Raw genomic sequence first — 22,450 nt, 5'->3', positions numbered from 1 at the left:
GGCCATAAGCCATGCGGGTGTGGTTCCGCAAAGATGACTTTCACCAAGCCTGAGTCGTAGACGGCGCAGGCCGCAACACCATTGAACAGGCATAAGGACTATCGCTCTTGAGTGAGTAGCCCCTCGAACCATGGGAGGAAGGCTGTGCTTTATCTGTACGACTGTGTGTATGCATCAAGGCTCGCGCGCCCGTTCGCCGGACGCCTGACGGTCATTTCTTTTCGACCTGGATAGAGCCGCGAATGAATTCGCACCGGCCTAGGGCCGGCGCGTTCTTCAGAACCTTGCTTGGCGTCGACTGCCGTGTGGCAGCGCTGCCGCTCGTTTGTTGCTGCAATGCCCGGTCGGGCGTTGCGGCCAGCCGGTGCTTTGTGCACCTAATCTTGATGGAGGTAGTTGACATGTATGTAATCAAAGCCCTTGTACTTGGTTCCATGCTCGCTGTCAGTTCGCTTGCTGTCACCCCTGCTTTTGCCGACAAATTCAGTCCGGCAAACACCACATTCAGCGCCGTCGGCCAGACTAATCTGAGTGCAGGCGGTATCTCGGTTGCCTGTAACGCAGACTTCGTTATCGCTACGAATGCCGTGGGCGCCGGCTCGGTGACGCAGGCAACGTTTAGTGGCAGCAGTTTTCTGTGCGCGCAGATCAAGGCCGCAGGCCTGCCATGGCCGGCAACGCCGACATCGCTCACCACGGTAACCATCAACAATGTGAAGGTCACCGCTCCGCTGGGTATCACCTGCGGTGCGGGCCCGGTGCCGGGCTCCTTGAGCAGCAGCAGATTTGCCTTCAATACCGCGTTGAATCCGGGTAATTGCAGCATCTCCGGATCGCTGACGGTTTCCCCAACTTTGACCATCACGCCTTAAGCAACACCGTTTCAACACGGCACGCACACGGGGCATCGTTCCGTGTGCGTGCGACTTGCGTTACGGCATCTGGCAAGTCGTCGATCAGCATCACGCCATGACTGCACTGACCAAAAAAGTGCAGCTACAGATGAGGCAGGCGAGGCACACATCGGCCTTGCTTGTGCACTGTCCCACCGTATCGATTGTTTGGATGGAGTACTGATAAATGAAAGAGTTCACGCCCCGTTCGATGATGTCTCCTTTAAAAATGGCCGCACTGGCAGCGGCACTGTCGGTCAGCTTGGGTGTATCGCAGCATGCACAGGCTGCAGCTTTTCAATTGCCGACGACGAACGCCGCGGGCTTTGGCCGTGGCTTCGCCGGCGGTTCGCTGTGGGCTAACGATCCGTCGGCTTCATACAACAATCCAGCGGCCATGGCCTGGTTTACCGGTGCCGTCGTCCAGGGCAGCTGGATCGGCATTCGGCCGGATATCCAGTTCAATGGCACCGCCACGGATGCGTCTGGACGCCCGATGAGCGGCAACTCGCCCAACGGCGGTGACAGTTTCATCAACGATGCCTCGGCTTTTTATGTGCAGCCGCTTTCGGACCGTTTCGCCATCGGTTTCAGTTTTGTGGCGCCCAATGGCCTGGTCACCGAATACAGCCCCACCTGGCTTGGTCGCGAGTTCGGCACCAAGACCTCGATGAAGTCGATCGCCTTGACCTTGTCGGCCTCGTACAAAGTGCAGGACAACTTCTCGGTCGGTGTCGGCGTGACGGCACAGCGGACGCGCGCTCAGCTCAATAACGGGCTGGATGTGGGCGGCATCCTGACTTCGATTCCGGAGCTTACCGGCGGACTTCCGCAGGATCCGCTGGAGAATGCGCAGATCAATGTGCGTGTACACAACTGGTCGGCGGGTTACTTTCTCGGCGCGGAATGGAAGCCGACTGAAAATGATTCGCTGGGGATCACCTATCACTCCAAGATCAGCAATCGCCTGCATGGCAAGTACGCCATGTACTACCCCAATGACGGCCAGCCGGGTACCAACGGCGGCCCGACCATCGATGTGCGGGACATGGTTGCCTTGATTCCCGGACTGAATCAGCTTGGCCAGCAGTTCATCCCCGGCTTCCAACCGTTGCCGGCCTTGAATCCCGACGGTTCCAGCGCCTCGGCCCGCCTGGACAACCCGGCATTCGTCAACATCGACTACCTGCATCAGTTCAGCGACGCCTTCAGCATGGGCGCCTCGGTCGAATGGACGAACTGGTCCAAATTCAAGACCTTGGCCTTGTACTCGCAAGGCACCCAGCTACTGGTACTGGATACCGCCTACCGCAACTCGTATACGGTCAGCGTCGGCGGCGACTACAAGTTCAATTCGCAGTGGACCGGGCGTGCCGGCCTCGTTTATGACGAAACGCCGACCCGTTCGCCGACCCGCGATCCTCGGATCCCGGACAATAACCGGCGCATTGTGGCCCTGGGCCTGGGCTATCAGTACAACAACCACTTGAGCTTCGATGCCGCGTATCAGCATCAATTCCTGAGTGATGCGCGCATCCACCAGACCGCACCCATCGGTATTGGCGCAGGCTCGATCGACGGTTACTCCAATAACAGCGGCGATGTGCTGGCGCTGACGGCGACCTACGCGTTCTAAAGGTGTTGCCCAGCCTGCGGCCAGCCGATCTGGGGGCTGGCCGCAGGCTGGATTTCTCCCATAAGGGTGCCATCAGGCCAGGATCAGGCTGGGTTTTGACGCGGGGAGGGCAATTATTCTGCCGGAGTGGCTCCGGGGGCGATGCAGTAGGCGGCCGTTTGGCGTAAAGTTAGCCGTTTACCTACATCCCATCGGAACCGGCAACATGGCACGCCAGAAAGCACTCTCGCTCTACCGCAACATCGGCATCATTGCTCATATCGATGCTGGCAAGACCACCACCACCGAGCGTGTCCTGTACTACACCGGCAAAAAGCACCAGATCGTCGACGTACACGACACCAAGGACGGCAAGGGCTCCACCACCACCGATTATCTGGAGCAGGAACGCAAGCGCGGCATCACCATCCAGTCGGCGGCCGTGTCCACCGAATGGAAAGGCCACCAGATCAACGTCATCGACACTCCAGGGCACGTCGATTTCACCATCGAAGTGAATCGCAGCCTGCGCGTGCTGGACGGCGCCGTGGTGGTATTCGACGGCGTGGCCGGTGTCGAGCCGCAGACTGAAACCAACTGGCGCCTGGCCGACCAGTACAACGTTCCGCGCGTTTGCTACGTCAACAAGATGGACCGCATCGGTGCCAGCTTTGCCCATTGCGTCAAGGGCATCCGCGAGCGCCTGGGCGCCAATGTGCTGCTTTGCCAGGTGCCGCTGGGCAGCCATGATGAATTCATCGGCATGGCCGACCTGGTAGCCGGCGTCGGCTACATCTGGAAAGGCGACGACAAAGACAGCCCGTGGGACACCGTGCCGCTGGACGAAATCGCCAGCCGCGTGAGCTTCACCGCTACGGTCGACCAGGCCTGGGTTGCCGACCTTCCCAAGCTGCGCGAAGAGACCCTTGAGCGCGCCCTGGCCATGGACGACGCCGCCTTCGAGAAGCTGATCGAAACCGGCGAGTTCGACCAGGAAACCCTCAAGCAGTGCATCCGCAAGGGTTGCGTATCGGGCAAGCTGGTACCGGTCTTCTGCGGCTCCTCCTACCGTAACAAGGGCGTGCAGCAGTTGCTGGACGCCGTGGTCGATTACTTGCCCTATCCGGGTGAGAACGGCGGTATCGCCATGGTGGACGAAGACGGCCACGTCATCGGCGACCAGGGCGTGATCGACGAAGCCCCGGCCCGTGCGTTGGCCTTCAAGGTCATCAACGACCAGTTCGGCACCTTGACCTTTTGCCGTATCTACTCCGGCGTGATCAAGAAGGGCGACACCCTGCTCAACGTCACCCGCGGCAAGAAAGAGCGCGTGGGCCGTATCGTGGAAGTGCAGGCCAATGCCTCCAAGGACATCGACGAAGTGCGTGCCGGCGACATCTGCGCCTTCGTCTCGATGAAAGAGACCGAGACCGGCGATTCGCTGTCCGATCCCGCTCACCCGGCGCTGCTGGAGCGCATGCGCTTCCCGGATCCGGTGATCAGCGTGTCGGTCGAGCCGAAGACCCGCAACGACATCGACAAGATGTCCACCGCGCTTTACAAAATGGTCAAGGCCGATCCGTCGCTGCGCCTGGAAGTGGACAAAGAAACCGGACAGACCGTGCTCAAGGGCATGGGCGAGCTGCATCTGGAAGTGACCATCGACCGTATGCGTACCGAGCTGGGCGTGGACGCCACCATGGGCAAGCCCAAGGTCAGCTTCCGCGAAGCCTTCGGTAACCCGGTCGAACACACCTACACGCACAAGAAGCAGTCCGGTGGTTCGGGTCAGTTCGCCGAAGTGAAGATGATCTTCGAGCCCCTGCCTGCAGGCAGCGGCGTGCAGTTCTCCGATGAAATCGTCGGTGGCCGCGTGCCGCGCGAGTACATCCCGGCGGTGGAGCACGCCATCATGGTCGAGGCCCGCGAGGGTCAGGTCGCCGGTTACGAAGTGCTCGATTTCAAGGCACGCCTGATCGACGGTAAGTACCATGACGTCGACTCGTCCGCCTTGGCGTTCGAAATCGCCGGTCGCCAGTGCTTCCGCGAAGCTCAGCGTATGAGTAAGCCGAAGCTGCTCGAGCCGGTGATGGGCCTGGAAGTGGTGACCGAGGCCGATTACCTCGGTGACGTGATCGGCGATATCAACCGTCGTCGCGGCACCGTCAGCGACCAGGGCCAGAAGGGCTTGCAGGCTTTCGTGCAGGGCTTTGTGCCGCTGGCGGAAATGTTCGGCTACATCAACTTCCTCCGCTCAGCCACCCGTGGCCGCGGTACCTTCACGATGGAATTCGACCATTACGAAGAAGTGCCGGCCAACCTGGTCGACAAGTTGATGGAAAAAGAAGCGAAGTAATGCTTCGTTACAGCTGCGCCTCTCGGGGCGCAGCTGCCTGGACGGGTGGGGCGGGTCTTCGTGTGCACTTGGTGGCACCCAGGCTGTTTTGACCTCACCGTCTTCGAGCAGACTCCGGCCAGCGCGCCGGAGTTTTTGCTTGGATCGGAAAGCCGCGGAAAGCATACGAAGCGCAGCAGGCCAGGCGTGGTTACCGGGTTGCGGCGGGCGTCGTGCGTGCCAAGCGGCGCAGGCGGTATTCGTGGCGGCCGACATAAGCTGCCGCCATGGCAACCATTAGCGCGAGCGAATACCAGGTCAGCAGATAGACCAGGTGATTATTGGGGAAGGCGATCACCGTCAGTCCCCCGACCGGCGCCACCGCAGGGTTTTCAGCCACGCCGGCTATGGCGTCCGCATCGACGAAGTAGGGCGCAACCGGGCTTAGCCCGTGGGCGGCGGCCATGGCTTGCACGTCACGTGCATACCAGCGCTGCTGCGCCGGATCGTTGTGACGCATGAAAACATGGGTTTCGCTCATGCGTAGCGGCGTCATCACCCAATAGCCGCTGCCCAGCGCGGTACTTGCCCAAACCAGGGTTTGCCGGTCATACAAAAAGACGCCGCTAAGGCGCACATGCCGGTATTCATCGCTGGCGGTTATCTGCGGCCATTGATCAGGGCCAGGCGCCGCGCTTGCCAGGGCATGCACCCGCTGCTCGACCCGGGCGATGAGATCGAGCTTCCAGGCGCGGCGTTGCACTTGCCAGGTACCCAGCGCCATGAATCCGGCGAAAACCACCAGCGCCAGTATCGCCAAGCAGGTCAGGGCGAACGGCCCACGCGGCCCGCGAACCTCATCCGCCGAGGGCGCCATGATTACCTGATGCCCGATCCGCCAGGGGCAGCCTGGTCTCGACGCATGCTCACGGCAGGTTCTTCATGTCGTGCATCATCGACGGCATCATGTTGTGGTTGAGGTGATACATGACCCAGATCGAACCACTCAGGGTGATGACCACCAGCACGACCGTAAAGATCAGCGCCAACATGTTCCAGCCGCCTTCGGACTTGGTGTTCATGTGCAGGAAATAAATCATGTGCACCACGATCTGCACGGCGGCGAACGCCAGCACGACCAGTGCCGTCGTGGTGGGCTTGGCGAAGCCACCGCTCATGACCAGCCAAAACGGAATCGCCGTCAGGATGACCGCCAGCACAAAGCCGGTCATATAGCCCTTAAGCGTGCTGTGGCTGACACCGTCGTCGTGACCGTGACCGTCGCCATGCTCAAGCGAAGTATCGGTGTGCGCGCTCATGGCAGCACTCCCATCAAATAGACAAAGCTGAAGACGCCGATCCAGACCACGTCGAGAAAATGCCAAAACATCGACAGGCACATCAAGCGGCGTTTGTTTTCCAGGATCAGGCCCTTCTGGGATACCTGAACCATCAGGGTAATCAACCAGACGATACCGAACGTCACATGCAGCCCGTGCGTGCCGACCAGGGTGAAGAACGACGATAAAAAGGCACTGCGATGCGGGCCGGCGCCGATCTCGATGAGATGGGCAAACTCATGCAGCTCCAGACCGATGAAGCCGGCACCGAGCAAGCCGGTAATACCTAGCCAGATCAAGGTGGCACGCTGGCGGTTGCGCTGCATTTCCAGCACCGCGAAGCCGTAGGTGATCGATGACAGCAGCAGCAACGACGTATTGATCGCGACCAGCGGCAACTCGAACAGGTCGGCACCGGAAGGGCCGGCGGCATAGCTGCGGCCCAGTACGCCGTAGACCGCGAACAGGCAGGCGAAGATGAGGCAGTCGCTCATCAGGTATAGCCAGAAGCCCAGCAGCGTGCCGTTTTCCGGATGGTGGTCGCCGGGCACATGAAAGCGCAGGGCTTCCGACGAGCCGGTGCCATGGGGCATGGGGAGCGCTTGAGTCTCAGACATGGTTGGCTAACAGCTCTGTACGCGACGCTTCGACGCGGGCCACTTCGTCGGCCGGGATGTAGTAATCGCGCTTGTAGTTGAAGGTATGCCCGATGGTCACCACCAACAGCGCCAGGAACGAGACCACGACCAGCGGCCACATCTGCCAAATCATGGCGAAGCCGAACACCGTGCTGATGCCGGCCAGAATAATGCCGGCGCCGGTGTTTTTCGGCATGTGGATCGGCAAGAAGCCTTCCAGCGGCCGACGATAATGGTGCTGCTTCATCTGCCACCAGGCGTCGCCGTCATGAACCTGCGGGGTGAAGGCAAAGTTGTACACCGGCGGCGGCGACGAGGTAGACCACTCCAGCGTGCGGCCACCCCACGGGTCGCCGGTGTGGTCACGCAGCGATTCGCGGCGACGGAAGCTGACCACGAACTGGATAATCATGCTGGCAATGCCCAGCGCGATCAGCAAGGCGCCAAAAGCGGCAATCTGGAACCATATCTGCAACGAGGGATCGTCGAAGTGGCTGACCCGGCGGGTGACGCCCATCAAGCCGAGCACATACAGCGGCATAAAGGCGAAATAAAAGCCGACCAGCCAGAACCAGAACGAGCATTTGCCCCAGAACGGGTCGAGCTTGAAACCGAAGGCTTTGGGGAACCAGTAATTGATGCCGGCGAACAAGCCGAACAACACGCCGCCAATGATCACGTTATGGAAGTGCGCCACCAGGAACAGGCTGTTGTGCAGCGAGAAGTCCGCCGGCGGAACCGCCAGCAGCACGCCCGTCATGCCGCCGATGGCAAACGTCACCATAAAGCCGATCGTCCATAGCATCGGCACCTCGAAGGTAATCCGGCCGCGATACATGGTGAACAACCAGTTGAAGATCTTCGCCCCGGTGGGGATCGAGATAATCATCGTGGTGATGCCGAAGAACGAGTTGACGCTGGCGCCCGAACCCATGGTGAAGAAATGGTGCAGCCAGACCAGGTAGGCCAGCACGGTGATCACCACGGTGGCGTAGACCATCGAGGCGTAACCGAACAAGCGCTTGCGGCTGAAGGTGGAAACGACTTCGGAAAAAATGCCGAACGCCGGAAGTATCAAGATATAGACCTCAGGGTGTCCCCAGATCCAGATCAGGTTCACATACATCATGGCGTTGCCGCCAAAGTCGTTAGTGAAGAAGTTGGTGCCGGCGTAACGATCCAGTGCCAGTAGCGCCAACACCGCCGTCAGTACCGGAAAGGCCGCGACGATCAGCACGTTGGTGCACAGCGAGGTCCAGGTGAAGATCGGCATCTTCATCAACGGCATGCCTGGCGCGCGCATTTTCACAATGGTGGCAAGCAGGTTGATGCCGGACAGCAAGGTGCCGACGCCGGCGATTTGCAGCGCCCAGATGTAATAGTCGACCCCGACATCCGGGCTTTGCGCGATACCGGAAAGCGGCGGATAGGCCAGCCAGCCGGTGCGGGCGAATTCGCCGACAAACAGCGACATCATCACCAGCACGGCGCCGCTGGTGGTCATCCAGAAACTGAAATTGTTGAGAAAGGGAAAGGCCACGTCGCGCGCGCCGATCTGCAGCGGCACCACGAAATTCATGATGCCCGTCACCAATGGCATGGCGACGAAGAAAATCATGATCACGCCGTGCGCGGTGAAAATCTGGTCGTAATGCTCCGGCGGCAGATAGCCCACCGAATGGCCAAACGAAATCGCCTGCTGCAAACGCATCATGATGGCGTCGGAGAAGCCGCGCAGCAGCATCACCAAGCCGAGCACGATGTACATGATGCCGATCTTTTTGTGATCGATGCTGGTAAACCATTCGCGCCAGAGATAGCCCCACAGGCGGTAATAAGTCACCACGCCCAACAGCGCCACGCCGCCCAGCAGCACGGCGATGAAGGTGGCCAGCAGAATCGGTTCGTGAAAAGGAATGGCGTCCCAGGTGAGACGGCCAAAGATCAACTTGGCGAGGTCGGGATGATCAGACATCTTGAGCACCGGGGCGCATAGCCCAACGTGAAAAGTTGGTTGAGCAGGTCACTGTGATTTAGCCGTCGGGGTGGTGAAGGGGGCGCCATCAAGATTATTGGCCGAGCACATGGCGCCGACGTAGCCGTTCACTGGTGCACCCAGCAGCCCCAGCCGGCTGCGCGTTGCCGTATCGAGCGAGGTGATGTTGTAAGCGCCGGGAATGCCGAGGCCGCCTTTGGCGTCGAGCGTCATCATCTCGTTCAGGCACATCCGATTGGACTCGACACAGCGATTGAGAATAGCTTGGTAAAGCCCTGCCGAAACCGTGGCGTAATGGTGTACCGGGCTATTTTCGCTGGGCTGTTCGAGCTTGAGATAAACATCGCGATTCAAGCTGTCGCCATCGCTTTTGGCCTGGCTGACCCATTGGCTGAATTGGCCATCGCTCAAGCCGTGAAACTTGAAGCGCATGCCGGAAAAGCCCGCGCCGCTGTAGTTGGCCGAGAAGCCGTCGAATTCGCCGGGCTTGTTGATAACCGCATGAAGTTGCGTTTCCATGCCGGGCATGGCGTAGATCTGGCCGGCCAGGGCAGGGATGAAGAACGAATTCATCACCGTCGACGCGGTGATCTTGAACTGGATCGGTCGATCCACCGGCGCAGCCAGCTCGTTCACCGTGGCAATGCCTTGCTCCGGGTAAATGAACAGCCATTTCCAGTCCAGCGCGACCACTTCCACCACCAGTGGCTTGGCATCGGCAGGTACCGCGCGCCCCGCGGACAGGCGCTCCAGCGGCCGAAACGGATCAAGCTTATGAGTACTGACCCAGGTGAGGGCGCCCAGCGCGATGATGATCAACAAGGGAGCCGACCAGATCAGCAGCTCCAGCATGGTTGAATGATTCCATTCAGGGTCGTACTTGGCGTTCTTGTTGGATGCGCGGTAACGCCAGGCGAATAGCAGCGTCAGCGCTATCACCGGGATAATAATGATCAACATCAACAGCAGTGATGTGACGATTAGATTACGTTGTTGGAGTGCGACGTCGCCGGAGGGGGACATAAGCACTGCTTGGCAACCCGTCAATAAAATGACGAAAGGAAGCAGCAGTCCGCGGAGAGCCTTGATGGACATGGCTGGCGAAGCAACCGAGAAGAAAGACCTGGAAAAACTACGCCGATACACGCGCGGCAGGAATAGGACATTTTGTCCCATGGCAGTAGAAGTGCGTCGGTGCGATGCTGTGAACACCACGTTCTATCACTCCCGCGTCGAGTAAGAACGATGTCGAGCCGATTTGAGGAACACCACATGTCTTCAGCAAACACCATAGCGCACGATGGCACGCCAGTTCATGCGGATCATTCGAAAGTTGCGCCGGGCGAAATCGCCATCGGTGTGGTGATCGGCCGGGCCTCAGAATATTTCGACTTTTTCGTCTTCGGGATTGCCGCGGTACTGGTTTTTCCGGCGGTGTTCTTCCCCTTCGAGAGTCGCCTCGGCGGCATGCTGCTGTCGTTCGTAGTGTTTTCGCTGGCGTTTGTCGCGCGCCCCATAGGCACCGCGCTATTCATGGGTATGCAGCGGCGCTGGAGCCGCGGCACCAAACTGACCGGGGCCTTGTTCCTGCTAGGTACGGCCACCGCCGGCATGGCGTTTTTGCCGGGTTACGACGTGCTCGGCGGCCGTGCGATCGCGCTATTGGCGATTTTTCGTTTTCTGCAAGGCATTGCGCTGGGTGGCTCATGGGATGGCTTGCCCTCGTTGCTGGCCTTGAATGCACCGGCGCAAAAACGCGGCTGGTACGCGATGCTGGGCCAGCTTGGCGCGCCGATCGGTTTCATGCTGGCCAGTGGCTTGTTCCTGTACCTGCATGCCAATCTTTCCAACGAAGACTTTATCGACTGGGGCTGGCGTTACCCGTTCTTCGTCGCGTTTGCGATTAACGTCGTGGCGCTGTTTGCGCGCTTGCGCCTGGTGGTGACTGAGGAATACACCAAACTGATGGAAGAGCGCGAGCTGGAGCCCATCGGCATCATCGAGATGCTGCGGGCGCATGGCTCCAATCTTTTTCTTGGCGCGTTCGCTGCGTTGGCAAGCTATGCGTTGTTCCATCTGGTGACGGTCTTTCCCTTGTCATGGATCGTGCTGGGCACGACACAATCGGTGAATCAGGTCTTGGCCGTGCAGATGGTCGGCGCGGTGGTCGGCATTTTCGGCACCATTGCATCCGGGTTTATCGCTGACCGGATCGGCCGGCGCACGACGCTTGGTTTACTCGCCTGCCTGATCGGTATCTTCAGTCTGTTCGCCCCCTGGCTATTGGGCGGCGGGCGCGCCGCGCAGGATGCGTTCATCCTGGTCGGGTTTGCGCTGTTGGGTCTGTCCTACGGCCAGGCAGCGGGTGCGGTTACCTCGAATTTCTCGTCCCGATTCCGCTACACCGGCGCAGCGCTGACCTCCGACCTTGCCTGGCTTATCGGCGCCGCCTTTGCACCACTGGTGGCGCTGGGCTTGTCGTCCAAGTTCGGCCTGGGTGCGGTCAGCCTTTATCTGCTTTCCGGCGCGGCCTGCACCTTGCTGGCCTTGCGGGTTAATCGCGTGCTGGCTAGTCGCGACTAGCCAGCACGATGACCCGCCCCGGTTAGACGGCCATAAGGCCGTTGGCTTGCCGTCGGGTTCGCGGATGCGTTCGGCAAGTTCGGGGCGCATACCGCCGGCGCAGAGCCGGCCAGCATGCAGAAGCCGATCATAAGCGGCCCTTTATCGCGTACCTTGCGCTGCTCCCTTGGCTTCAGCGGGTGCCATGCCCATGGCCTGAAACAGCGCGGCGGTATCGGCCAGGCGCGCTGCCCGGGCCTGGATTTCGGACAGCTTGGCGTTTTGCCAGCGTTGCTCGCCGAGCACCGTCGTCGGGTACGCCGCCGAACCTAGCCGGTAACGCGCATCGGTGTTCTTGAACGACTCCTGCGCGGCGGTTGCGGCCGCTTGCGCGGACTGCAGCGTCAGTGCGTCCTGGTTCAACGCGGTCAGCGAATCGGCAACATCCTCGAACGCATGAAGCACGGTTTGCCGATATTGCGCCAGCGCGGCGTCATAGCTGGCCACAGCCGCCTTTCGCTGAGCGAGCAAGGCGCCGCCATGAAAAATCGGTTGCGTCAAAGAAACGCCGGCACTCCAGATCGAGCCTGCGCCGGTGAATAACGCGGCTCGACGGAAGGCGGCGGAACCGAGCGAGGCGGACAGCGAAATATGCGGAAACAGATTGGCTGTCGCCACACCGACCTGTGCCGAGGCGGCATGGACAACGGCCTCCGCCGCCAACACATCCGGCCGCTGCTGCAATAACTCAGAGGGAATGCTGAGCGGAACGTCGGCAGGTAAATGCAGCTGCGACAGCGTGAGATTGGATGGCGCCTGATCGGGAGTACGCCCCATCAACACCGCCAGCGTGTGGCGGGCACGTTGCGCCTGGGTACGCAGCGGCGGCAATGAGGTGTCAAGCGTGGCGGCGTTCTGTTGTGCGGCCAACACCTCGTCGTGCGAGGCCGCTCCCAGGCGGTTGGCACGCTCGGTGAGTTCGGCTTGCTCGTGCGCCAGCGCCGACAGTCGTTCGCTGGTGCTGACTTGCTCGGCCAGTGCCGCCGCATTGATCGCGACGATGACGATATTGGCGGCCAGCGTGCGGCGCGCGGCGTCGAGCTCGTAGGACTGCTGGTCGACTTGGGCGGTGGCTTGCTCGACGCTGTGCCGGGTCGCCCCGAACAAGTCGAAGTTGTAGCCCAGCTGCAGTTGCCCGGCATAGACGTTATAGAGATTGGTCGGCGGTCCGAAACTTGGCAAGCCCAGTGCGCGCTGCCGGGTTGCCTGTCCGCCGGCATCGAGCGATGGCAGCATCGATTCGCCGATCTGCGCACGCAACAGTTGATGCGCCGCTTCCAGCGAATGCTTGGCCGCGTCCAGCGAAGGGTTGTTTTGCAGCCCTTCGGCGACCCAGGCGTTGAGGGTGTCCGACTGATACAGCCGCCACCAATCCGGCACGGCGCGTGCGCCCAGGCTAAAGCGCTGCGCCACCCCGTCGGCTTGGCTGCTGCTCGCCGGAGTGGGGTCGGCCGCATAGCTTTTCGGTGCCGGCGGTGTCGGTGGCTTGGCCGGTGGCGCGAACGCGCATCCGGCCAAGGCGATCGACATCGCTATGGCGGTCATCCGCAGGGACTGAGTCATGCTGGCCTGCTTCATGGCGTGGCCTCCTGCGTGGGTGCCGGTTCGTCGGCGCGGACACGGAACCAGGCGGCATACAGCGCGGGCAGATAAAACAGGGTCAGTACGGTGGCGACGGTAATGCCACCCATCAGCGCCGTCGCCATGGGGCCGAAGAAGTTGCTGCGTAGCAGGGGGATCAGGGCCAGCACCGCGGCGGCGGCGGTCAGGGTGATCGGACGAAAGCGCCTTACCGTGGCACCGACGATGGCTTCCCAGCGTGGGTGACCGGCACGAATATCCTGCTCGATCTGGTCGACCAGAATCACCGAGTTGCGCATGATGATGCCGAACATCGCAATCGTGCCGAGCATGGCGACGAAGCCAAAGGGCTGGCCGAACAGCAGCAGTGCGGCGATCACGCCAATCAAGCCCAGCGGTGCGGTCAGCACCACCATGAAGGTGCGGCCGAGGCTTTGCAGCTGGATCATCAGCAAGGTCAGCACGGCAATCATCATCAACGGCATCTGCGCGTTGATCGAGCCCTGCGCCTTGCCGTTCTGCTCGACCGAGCCACCGACCTCAATGCCGTAGCCGACCGGCAAATGGCTGCGCACTTCGGCCAGTTTTTGATCGATGGCGTTGGTTACGTCCAGCCCCTGGGCGCCACCACGGGTATCGGCCTGTACATTGATCGAAGGCTGGCGGTCGCGTTCCCAGATCACGCCGTATTCGAGCCCGTAGCTAACGTGTCCGAGTTGCCCCAGCGGAATCGCCGCGCCGCCCGGGGTCGGAATGGCCAGGCGTTCGATCTGATCAGGGTGGATGCGATCGTTTTTAGGTGCACGTAGATCCACGGCAATCAGTTTGTCGCGTTCGCGGTACTGCGAGACGGTGGTTCCCGACAAGGTCATGGCGAGGAAATTCGCCACGTCTTGCGAGCTGATGCCGAGTTGTCGAGCCTTGACCTGATCGATCTCGAAACGCACCGAGCGCTCGGCAGGTTCGTCCCAATCGAACTGGACGTTCTTGGTGCGCGGGTCGGCACGCATCACCGTGGCTACTTGCTCGGCGATGCCGCGCACCGTGGCAATGTCGTCGCCATTGACGCGGAACTGCACCGGAAACCCCACCGGGGGGCCGTTTTCCAAACGGCTGACGCGGCTGCGTACCGCGGTGAAGTCCTTTTGCAGCATGCCATCCAGATAATGTGCCAGTTGCTCGCGTTGCTCGACACTCTTGGCGGTGATCACGAATTGCGCGAAGTTGGGTTGCGCCAGTTGCTGATCCAATGGCAGATAGAAGCGCGGTGCGCCGCTGCCGACGAAGCTGACGTAGTTACTGACTTCCTTGCGGTCCTTGATCGCCGCTTCGAAACGCTTGACCTGGCGGTCGGTCGCCTCGAACGAGGCACCTTCCGGCAGGCGCAGGTCGACCAGCAGTTCGGGGCGGTCCGAGCTGGGGAAGAATTGCTTGGGCACCAGGCCGAAACCGGCCAGCGAAATCACGAACAGCAACACGGTCAATCCCAGCACCAGGAATCGATGCTTTAGGCAAAAATCCAGCCAGCCGCGAAAGCGGCGGTAAAACGTGGTGTCATAAATTTCGATGTCGCCGCTGTGATGCACGATGGCTTTGGCTTTGGCGCTACGCGCCTCATTCCAGCGCTGCGGCAACCAGCGTGCCCACCATTCCTGGCCGGGCTGGGCGCGCGCATGATGTTCGGGCAGCAGGTAATAACCCAGCAGCGGGATCACGATGACCGCGGCCAGCCAAGACACTAGTAGCGCAATGGCAGACACTTCGAAAATGGAACGGGTGTACTCGCCGGTGCTGGACTTGGCCAAGGCAATCGGCAAGAAACCGGAGACCGTCACCAAGGTGCCGGTCAGCATCGGGAAGGCGGTGCTGGTATAGGCAAAGGCCGCCGCGCGTACGCGGCCCCAGCCTTGCTCCAGTTTTACCGACATCATCTCGACCGCGATGATGGCATCGTCTACCAGCAAGCCTAGCGCCAGCACCAGCGTGCCCAGCGATACCTTGTGCAGGCCGATGCCGAAAACCTCCATGAACAGCGCGGTGGCCGCCAGCACGAATGGGATCGAAATGACCACGACCATGCCGGTGCGAAAGCCCAGACTCAACAGGCTCACCAGCAACACGATGCTTACCGCTTCGGCCACCGACTCAAGAAAGTCGTCGACCGAATGCGATACCGCGTGCGGCATGCTGGTGACCTCCGCCAGCTTCAGTCCGGCCGGCAGGCGCTGCTGCAGCGAAGCCGTGGTCTTGTCTAAGGCCTTGCCCAACTGGATAACGTCGCCGCCTGGCTGCATAGTGATGCCGATGCCCAGCACCGGTTGGCCCATGAAGCGGATTTGCTGACTGGGCGGATCGTCATAGCCGCGCCGGATGGTTGCGATATCGCCTAAGCGGAAAGTCTTGTCGTTGATTCGCAACAAGGTGTTCGCCAAGGCTTCTTCATGTTCGAATTGCCCGGTAGGGCGGACAAAGATGCGGTCGTCGCCGGTGGTCAGTACGCCGGCCGAAGCCACCGCATTTTGTTGATTGATCGCCTGGGCAATCTGCTGCGGGCTGATGCCTAACTTGGACAGCCGCGCGTTGGTGATTTCGATATAAATGCGTTGCGTCTGATCGCCGAGATAGTCGATCTTGGCCACGCCGGGTACATGTAGTAACTCGGTGCGCAATTGATCGGCGTAGTCGTGCAGCTGGGCTGGGGTAAATCCATCGCCTTCCAGCGCATAGATATTGGTATAGACGTCGCCGAATTCATCATTGAAAAACGGGCCTTGCACACCCTGTGGCAATTGAGCGCCGATGTCGGCCACTTTCTTGCGCACCTGATACCAGGTGTCGGGCACGCTGGCCGCGGGGGCCGAATCCTTGATATTGAAAAAGATCAGCGACTCGCCAGGGCGGGAGTAGCTGCGCAAAAAGTCGATCGACGGTGTTTCCTGCAGCTTGCGCGAAATGCGGTCGGTGACTTCCTCTTGCATTTGCTGCGCGCTGGCACCGGGCCAAAAGCTCTGGATCACCATGACCTTGAAGGTGAAGGGCGGGTCTTCCGACTGCGATAGGCGGCTGTAGGACATCATGCCGAACAGCGCAATCATGCCCATCAGAAAAAAGACCAGGGACTTATGCCGCAGGGTCCAGGCCGAGAGATTCAGACGATCTTCGCCGCTCATAGCGGGGCATCCTCCGGGTGCGGCGGGGCGATCGGCTCGACCTTCTCGCCCGCGGATACCGCATGCACACCCTGCATGACGACACGTTCACCGGCATGCAGCCCGTTGCTCACCATGACATCGCGCTCACCGTAACGGGTTACCGTGATAAGGCGCAGTTCCAGCGTCGAATCGTTCGGCCGCACCACCCACACCGCCGGCTTTTCGTTTTGGTGGAAAAGTGCCGTTGCAGGAAGGCGCACATTTTCGCTGCCCGCTGAAGTCGTCGACAGCGCGACGTTGGCCGTCATGCCCAGGCGCAGCTCTTGCCCCGGCGCATCGAGCGACAGCTTGACGCGATAGGTACGGGACTGTGGGTCTGCCGAGGGTGAGATATCGCGCACACGGCCAACAAAGGTTTTCCCGGGCAAGGCCAGTAGCGTCACGGTTGCGCTCTGTCCTGGCGAGATGCTGGCCACGCTGTTTTCCGCCACATCGACAAAAACATCGCGCTCACCTGACCAGGCAAAGCCGAACACCGGCTGGCCCGCGGCCACTACTTGACCTACCTCGGCCTGCTCACTGGTGATGCTGCCGTCCCGATCCGCCACCAGGGTGGTATAGCGCGACTGGTTTTGTGACAAAGCCAGCTGCTGCTTGGCCTGGTCGCGGCTGGCCAGCGCCGAGGCGTAGGCATCGTGGGTCTGTTCGAGCTGCAGCTGGCTGATGAGATTTTGCTTGGCCTGCGCATCGTCGCGGTCACGCTGCTGGGTGGCAAAACTCAGGCGATGCTCGGCTGCGTCGAGCGCCGCTTGTGCCGAGGCCTGGGTTTTGCTGGCATCGGCATCGTCGAGTCGCGCCAGGGCCTGGCCTTTCTTCACGCTATCGCCGAGCCGCGCGTAGCGGACGGTCAACTGCCCGGGTACCCGGAACGACAGCGGCATTTCATAACGGGCGTGAATTTCACCGGGAAACTGCGCGGCCTGTGCGCCATCGACGGCCTTGACCGGCATGGCGATGACCGGGCGCGCCGTCTCGGCGACCGGGGTGTTGTTGCCGCAGCCGGACAACAAGGCCAGGGCCGTTAGCGCGCCCCATAACCAGGGCGAGCGGGGCAAATAGCCACCTGACGGGGAGACATGATGGTGGTTCACGAGCCACTCCTGCACTGGGTACGGCAACGATGGGGTGATCGGCGCGTCAATGGCGATGGCGTCCAGTCAACCTAGGATTCGGATATGCACACTAATACAACTATGTATCTCAATACAAATTAGTATTCAAATGAAGGTTTGATGACGTGTTAGCATGCCGCCATGCCACGTAAGCGCTTGACCCGTGAAGAAAGTCGTGACCTGACCCGCCAGCGCTTGCTGGAGGCGGGCGCGGTCATGATCGCCAAAAAGGGGTTGGCTGCCAGTAGCGTGGAAGATATTGCGGCACAAGCCGGCTACACCCGCGGGGCGTTCTACTCGAACTTCGATAGCAAGAACGATTTGTTCATCGAGTTGCTCAAGCGGGATCACGAGGACATCCAGCAAGGGCTGCAGCAACTCCTTGATGCGGGTTTGTCGATCGAGGATATGCAAAAGCAGTTGGCGCACTTTTATATCCAGGCTTATTGCGGCAACACCAGTTATGTCTTGTGGGCAGAGGCGCGGCTACAGGCTTTACGCGATGCCAAGTTCCGGCTGCGGCTGAATGCCTTGCTGCTGGAAAAGCGCAATGTTATCGCGTACTTCATCACCCAGTTCTGCGCATTGATGAAGACCACCTTGCCCGCGCCCGCCGGCGATCTGGCCTTTGGCATGATGGCGCTGTTCGATGGGGTACGGTTTTTCAATACCAGCATGCCCCATGAAATGTCCGACGCCGCGGCGCAATCCGTGCTGAGTGCGATTTTCAGTGCGACCTTCTTCGATAGCGGCCGTCGATAGCATCCACTCCGGCTGCGCTTGATCACTTATCAACAATGGCCTTGGGGCCGTGCTGAAGAAAGGCCGATCCAGCTTCTCTGCATGAGGGCGTGGCAAGAAGAGTCGGCGCCATTCAGTGGCCGCGTTTGCGCTCGCCTAATGGCGTGGAGGAAAGGCCAGGTCGAAGCAGTGGCTGGAGAGCGATAGATTGGCGTTATAGGCAGGGTCTTTCAGCAGGCCGGCCCCCCAGCGGGCACGCATGAATTCGAGTTCGCGCTGAAAACGATCCTGCTGCTCGGGCGTGGCATCGGCCCCGCGCGAAGCCGATTCCATGTGGTACATCTGCGCGTAAGGCGTCCACACATTGCGGTAGCCGGCGTCGCGCAGGCGCAGGCAGAAGTCCACGTCGTTGAATGCGACCTCCAGGGATTCGTCCAGGCCGCCCACGACGTGGAAGGTTTCGCGGCGCACCAGCATGCAAGCGGCGGTTACCGCGCTCAGGTTTTGCAGCGACAAGCCCCGGTTGTGACTTCCGCCATAGCCGCGCGGCATGTGTAGGTAGGCATGCCCGGCCACACCGCCCAGACCGACGATGACCCCGGCGTGCTGAATCGTGCCGTCCGGGTAATAAAGCATGGCGCCGACGGCGCCGACATGGGGCCGCATCGCGTGGCTGACCATCTCCTCCATCCAGTCGGGGGTGATTATCTCGATGTCATTATTGACCAGTCCGATGATGTCGCCTCTGGCATGGCGTTCGGCAAAATTGTTGATCGCCGAGTAGTTGAAAGGCGCGTTGTATCGCAACACCTGCACATGCGGCATGCGGGCGATCTTGTCCAGGTATCGCAGCGTGCTGCTGTCAGTCGACCGGTTGTCGACCACGATGATTTCGTAGTTGGAGTATGTGCTCTTCGATATTGAGTCGAGGCAGCTTCGCAAAAGCCGGACTTTGTCACGGGTAGGTACGATTAAACTGACGTAAGGGGCCGGCTGGGGGCACGCGAAGCGGATGCGATGAATGCCATCCGCTGCTGTCGTCACCGAAGCGCAAACGCCGACGCGTTGTAAATGCTGTTGCAGCGCCCGCGTGCCATTGCTGTGAACGACATGGTTTTCAGGCGATGCCGGTGCATCGGCTACAGCATGTTCGTGATAAAGCGCAGAAGCTATATGACCGATTTGCGCAGGGCCGGTGTGTTCGATACAGCGCAGCAGGAAATCGTAGTCCTCGCAGCCATGGAATCCCTGCCGGAAGCCGCCGACGGTTTTGACCAGGGCGCTGTCGAAAATGCATAAATGCCGGATATAGTTTTGTGCCAGCAGCAACTCGTAATTCCAGTCCGGCTTGAAGTCCGGATCGAAGCGAATTCTTCGATGATCGATTTTGTCCTCATCGGTATAGATGATTTTCCACTCAGGGTGCTTGCAGACCTCAAGGGCTACTTGGAAGAACGCCAGCGGGTGCAACTCATCGTGCTCTTTGACGATGGCGATGTAGTTGCCGTGTGTATGCTCAATGGCACAATTGAGCGCAGTGGAGTAGTCGCCGCGTTGCTGCAGGAAGGTGCATGTTATGCGGGTATCCAGCTGTGAAAACTCGTTCAGCAACGCGCGTATGTGCGGCTGGTCCGAGGCGTTGTCGGCAATGCAGAGCTCCCAAGGCGGATAGTGCTGGGCGATCATGCTGAGCATGCATTGGCGTAGCGAGGCCTCATCCGTGTTGCATGTGGATATGGCCACCGAGATCAGCGGCTTGCGATCCATCCGGTTCAAACGACTCTTGATGTCTGCCGGTATCGCGTTGCCATAAAGCCTGACCCAGCTCAGATAACGGCCGCTTAGTGGCGTTTGGGCGTTCTCGGAATACTCGCGGTAAAGCCAGGTGGCAAAACTTCTTTGCCCGGAAAAACCCAATCTCAGCATCGCGCTCAGCGTGACCCAGAGTTTTTTCTTGAGCGTAGCGGCCGACTGCACGACGGCAAACAGCATACGGGACGCGGCCTCCAGTTTGCCCAGTTTGCGTAGTTGCGCATGGTCGAGCTCAAACCGACGGTGTGCCACGACATCGAGCCGCAGGCCGATGAGCCGATGGGTGAACCTGGCAATGGCCAGGTACCTGCCGGGCGCGACCTCTTTCAGCGGCAAGGGCAGGTAGCTCTCTTCGTTGATGCCTCTTTTATAGTCGGCGTAGAACGCTGCCCACAGCAGCGGCTGATCGAGCGAGCGCAGATCGAGTTCGAATAAATACCATCCACCGGCCAATGCCTCGCCATAGCGTGGCTTGACCTTGAATTGCCGCAGGTTATGCGTGCCGGCGTGGGACGTAACCGCCGCTGTCGATGAGCGCGCCGTGCGACGAAACGGCTTGACCACCAAATGGGTGGCATGGGCAGCCGTCAGGCCCTGAATGAATCCATTCTCGTTGGTGATCTTGGTGCGCATGCATGTCACCCGTAGTCGAGCAGAATCAGCGCGTATCGTCTTCAATCATCCACAGCAAGGCGTAAATATCCGGATGGTCCGGCCATAGCAGATAAGCATTGATCGCTTCTTTCCGGGCTTGGTGAATATCGCCTGCCTGGAAGTACGCCAACGCCAGCCAATAGCTCAGGTGCGGCGAGTCGGAGACCAGCGCGCGGCAGCTCGCCATGACCTCGATGGCCTCGTCGCGCCGGCCCAGGGTAAGCAGGTTGTAGCCGCAGTCCGATACGAACTGGCCGTTGTGCGGGGCTAGCTTCTTGGCGTGAAACGACGCGTCGGTGGCTTCGCGTGGCTTGCCCAGATGTCGTGAAATAACACTCAGCAAATGCCAATAGGCGGGCCGGTCTTCGCGGATCTTGATGGCGCGTTGAATGGTCGCTTCGGCTTCGTCGAACAGGCTGCTGGCCCGCAGGATATCGGCCAGGAGATACAAGTACGGCGTGCCGGCATCGGGATGCTTGGCCGCATCGCGCGCACCTTGCAGCGCCTTGGCGAGATGGCCCGCGACCTTGTCGTCACAGGCTTCCAGTGCCGTCATGCCATAAGGCGTGGTGTTGTCGAACGCATATATCTCGTAGGCGGTCGAGGGTGAGTGGTCGGAGTCCTCGACTAACAGCCGCCGCTCGGCGACTTCCCAGACGACGATATCGGGTTTCTCCTCGTCAATTGCTTCCAGATGCAAGCGCGAGGTGCCGCCGAGCCAGTCCACCCGCGCAAACGACTCATTCATGAAGATGCCGAGCTCGGTGGCAAACGAGTCGCGCAACACAAAGGCATGACCACGGCCGCGCGTGGATTCGAATCGCTTCCAGGCATTGCGGCCGTCTCCGGAGTAGTTCAAGACCAGTTTGGTGGTGCCGTCGCGGATCGATGCAACAGGCATGTCGGCGGATACCTCGGGCTCGACCAGCGCCCCCATGTCGCCAAAGGCCTGGCGAAACCGATAGCTGACGTCGGCGGCGGTCACCGGATTGAGCGGTGTATCGGCAGGAAAGTGTTCGATCAATGCCTGGTAGGCGATAAAGGCGCCATAGGCCGACCAGTGGGTGTCGTTGGCGCGGTAGATATCGATGCCGCCGCGCGCCGCGATCAGCGCTTCATCGGGATAGATGATGGTCAGGTTATCGATGCCGGAAAACAGCTCGGTGAACTGGCGCGCGGGCGAGCGATCCGACAGCACCATATGGCTGGGAATTTCCTCCCTGAAGATGTAGCGGGCCTCCGGTGCGATCAGCATATAAAGATGTAAGCCGCGCAGCTTTAAAAGCCGCGCCCGCGTTTCCAGCATGCGTTTCCATTTGACCGCGGCCTTGGTCGATATCAGGTCGTTCTTGGCGATAGTGGAGATCACTGGGCTGTCTTGATATTCGCAAAATAGCCGGCTGGAAGTACCTCGCGCGACCACCACTGCGCGGCCTTTCAGTTCCGACGATGGGATGGCCGCGGGCTGATTCATGGGCGGCTCTCGGTCTGGGCCGGTTCGCTATCCAGCGCATCGATCAACGCGCCTACGCTATTGGCCTTCAGTGCAACCCTTTCATCGATGCGTCTGCCGAGACGTTTTCCCAGCCGTATCATCAATACTGTATGCGACAGCGAATCCCAGCCGTCGACATCGCTGGCCACGGTGTGACGGCCCAGGGTGTGTACTTCGACGGAAAAGGTTTCTGCGATCACGGACAGTACCGTTGTGGTCAGCTCGTTCATATCACGCCTTTGCCGTTGATTCGGCATGCAGGTAGCGGGTTTTGTTGGTTTGTCTGCAAAGCTTGCCGCTGGTGGTTTTGACCAGGGTGCCTGGCGCCACCAGAATCACCGATCTCAAGGTCAGCTCCATGCGATCGAAGATCGCCGCCTTGACGGTGCGCTGAAGCGCCATGC

The 22,450-nt window shown here is 60.3% G+C and carries 16 protein-coding genes; 4 read left to right on the top strand and 12 right to left on the bottom strand.

The window, feature by feature from the left end:
* Positions 1 to 211: 211 nt before the first annotated feature.
* Entirely contained in the window at positions 212 to 865 is a 654-nt protein-coding gene (locus OUZ52_RS16585; protein ID WP_266159653.1) for a hypothetical protein, read from the bottom strand.
* 215 nt (positions 866 to 1,080) lie between these two features.
* Between OUZ52_RS16585 and OUZ52_RS16580 the strand changes: the two genes are divergently transcribed.
* Together OUZ52_RS16580 and fusA are read left to right on the top strand one after the other, a co-directional pair.
* Complete coding sequence (locus OUZ52_RS16580; protein WP_266159652.1) at positions 1,081 to 2,529, top strand: outer membrane protein transport protein; 1,449 nt, start codon at positions 1,081 to 1,083, stop codon at positions 2,527 to 2,529.
* 205 nt (positions 2,530 to 2,734) lie between these two features.
* Entirely contained in the window at positions 2,735 to 4,864 is a 2,130-nt protein-coding gene (fusA, locus tag OUZ52_RS16575) for an elongation factor G (protein ID WP_266159651.1), read from the top strand.
* A gap of 190 nt (positions 4,865 to 5,054) precedes the next feature.
* Here fusA and OUZ52_RS16570 read toward each other — a convergent pair whose 3' ends face one another.
* The 5 genes from OUZ52_RS16570 to cyoA form a co-directional block, all read right to left on the bottom strand.
* Complete coding sequence (locus tag OUZ52_RS16570; protein WP_266159650.1) at positions 5,055 to 5,720, bottom strand: SURF1 family protein; 666 nt, start codon at positions 5,718 to 5,720, stop codon at positions 5,055 to 5,057.
* 49 nt (positions 5,721 to 5,769) lie between these two features.
* On the bottom strand, positions 5,770 to 6,162 hold the full coding sequence (cyoD, locus tag OUZ52_RS16565; RefSeq protein WP_266159649.1) for a cytochrome o ubiquinol oxidase subunit IV: 393 nt from the start codon (positions 6,160 to 6,162) through the stop codon (positions 5,770 to 5,772).
* Positions 6,159 to 6,776 carry a cytochrome o ubiquinol oxidase subunit III gene (gene cyoC / locus OUZ52_RS16560; RefSeq protein WP_266159648.1) on the bottom strand — a complete coding sequence of 206 codons (618 nt, stop codon included), beginning with the start codon at positions 6,774 to 6,776 and terminating at the stop codon, positions 6,159 to 6,161. Before cyoC ends, cyoD begins: the two co-directional genes overlap by 4 nt.
* A gap of 16 nt (positions 6,777 to 6,792) precedes the next feature.
* Positions 6,793 to 8,766, bottom strand: a complete 1,974-nt coding sequence (cyoB, locus tag OUZ52_RS16555; protein ID WP_425493868.1) for a cytochrome o ubiquinol oxidase subunit I — start codon at positions 8,764 to 8,766, stop codon at positions 6,793 to 6,795.
* 78 nt (positions 8,767 to 8,844) lie between these two features.
* Positions 8,845 to 9,912 (bottom strand): ubiquinol oxidase subunit II, encoded by a 1,068-nt coding sequence (gene cyoA, locus OUZ52_RS16550; RefSeq protein ID WP_266159646.1) that lies wholly within the window; start codon positions 9,910 to 9,912, stop codon positions 8,845 to 8,847.
* Positions 9,913 to 10,089: 177 nt separating this feature from the next.
* Between cyoA and OUZ52_RS16545 the strand changes: the two genes are divergently transcribed.
* Entirely contained in the window at positions 10,090 to 11,400 is a 1,311-nt protein-coding gene (locus tag OUZ52_RS16545; RefSeq protein ID WP_266159645.1) for an MFS transporter, read from the top strand.
* A 141-nt stretch (positions 11,401 to 11,541) separates the two neighbouring features.
* On the opposite strand, the gene OUZ52_RS16540 is transcribed toward OUZ52_RS16545, so the two are convergent.
* From OUZ52_RS16540 to OUZ52_RS16530, 3 genes are read right to left on the bottom strand one after another with little or no spacing between them, the layout of a single operon-like run.
* Entirely contained in the window at positions 11,542 to 13,017 is a 1,476-nt protein-coding gene (locus tag OUZ52_RS16540) for an efflux transporter outer membrane subunit (protein WP_266159644.1), read from the bottom strand.
* On the bottom strand, positions 13,014 to 16,190 hold the full coding sequence (locus OUZ52_RS16535; RefSeq protein ID WP_266159643.1) for an efflux RND transporter permease subunit: 3,177 nt from the start codon (positions 16,188 to 16,190) through the stop codon (positions 13,014 to 13,016). The genes OUZ52_RS16540 and OUZ52_RS16535 overlap by 4 nt, the downstream gene beginning before the upstream one ends.
* On the bottom strand, positions 16,187 to 17,323 hold the full coding sequence (locus tag OUZ52_RS16530; RefSeq protein ID WP_266159642.1) for an efflux RND transporter periplasmic adaptor subunit: 1,137 nt from the start codon (positions 17,321 to 17,323) through the stop codon (positions 16,187 to 16,189). Before OUZ52_RS16530 ends, OUZ52_RS16535 begins: the two co-directional genes overlap by 4 nt.
* Before the next feature lie 162 nt (positions 17,324 to 17,485).
* On the opposite strand from OUZ52_RS16530, the gene OUZ52_RS16525 reads away from it, so the two are divergent.
* Positions 17,486 to 18,106, top strand: a complete 621-nt coding sequence (locus OUZ52_RS16525) for a TetR/AcrR family transcriptional regulator (RefSeq protein ID WP_266159641.1) — start codon at positions 17,486 to 17,488, stop codon at positions 18,104 to 18,106.
* 135 nt (positions 18,107 to 18,241) lie between these two features.
* On the opposite strand, the gene OUZ52_RS16520 is transcribed toward OUZ52_RS16525, so the two are convergent.
* The 3 genes from OUZ52_RS16520 to OUZ52_RS16510 are packed head-to-tail and all read right to left on the bottom strand — an operon-like array spanning position 18,242 to position 22,276.
* Positions 18,242 to 20,530 (bottom strand): glycosyltransferase family 2 protein, encoded by a 2,289-nt coding sequence (locus OUZ52_RS16520; RefSeq protein WP_266159640.1) that lies wholly within the window; start codon positions 20,528 to 20,530, stop codon positions 18,242 to 18,244.
* Between the two features lie 25 nt (positions 20,531 to 20,555).
* A complete protein-coding gene (locus OUZ52_RS16515; protein WP_266159639.1) occupies positions 20,556 to 22,025 on the bottom strand; it encodes an alginate O-acetyltransferase AlgX-related protein in 1,470 nt (489 codons plus the stop codon).
* Positions 22,022 to 22,276, bottom strand: coding sequence for an acyl carrier protein (locus tag OUZ52_RS16510; RefSeq protein WP_266159638.1), 255 nt, complete (start codon positions 22,274 to 22,276; stop codon positions 22,022 to 22,024). Before OUZ52_RS16510 ends, OUZ52_RS16515 begins: the two co-directional genes overlap by 4 nt.
* Positions 22,277 to 22,450: the final 174 nt, after the last annotated feature.

Source organism: Dyella silvatica, from assembly GCF_026283955.1.
Lineage (GTDB): Bacteria > Pseudomonadota > Gammaproteobacteria > Xanthomonadales > Rhodanobacteraceae > Dyella_C > Dyella_C silvatica.
This window is presented reverse-complemented; position numbering and strand designations above follow the sequence as displayed.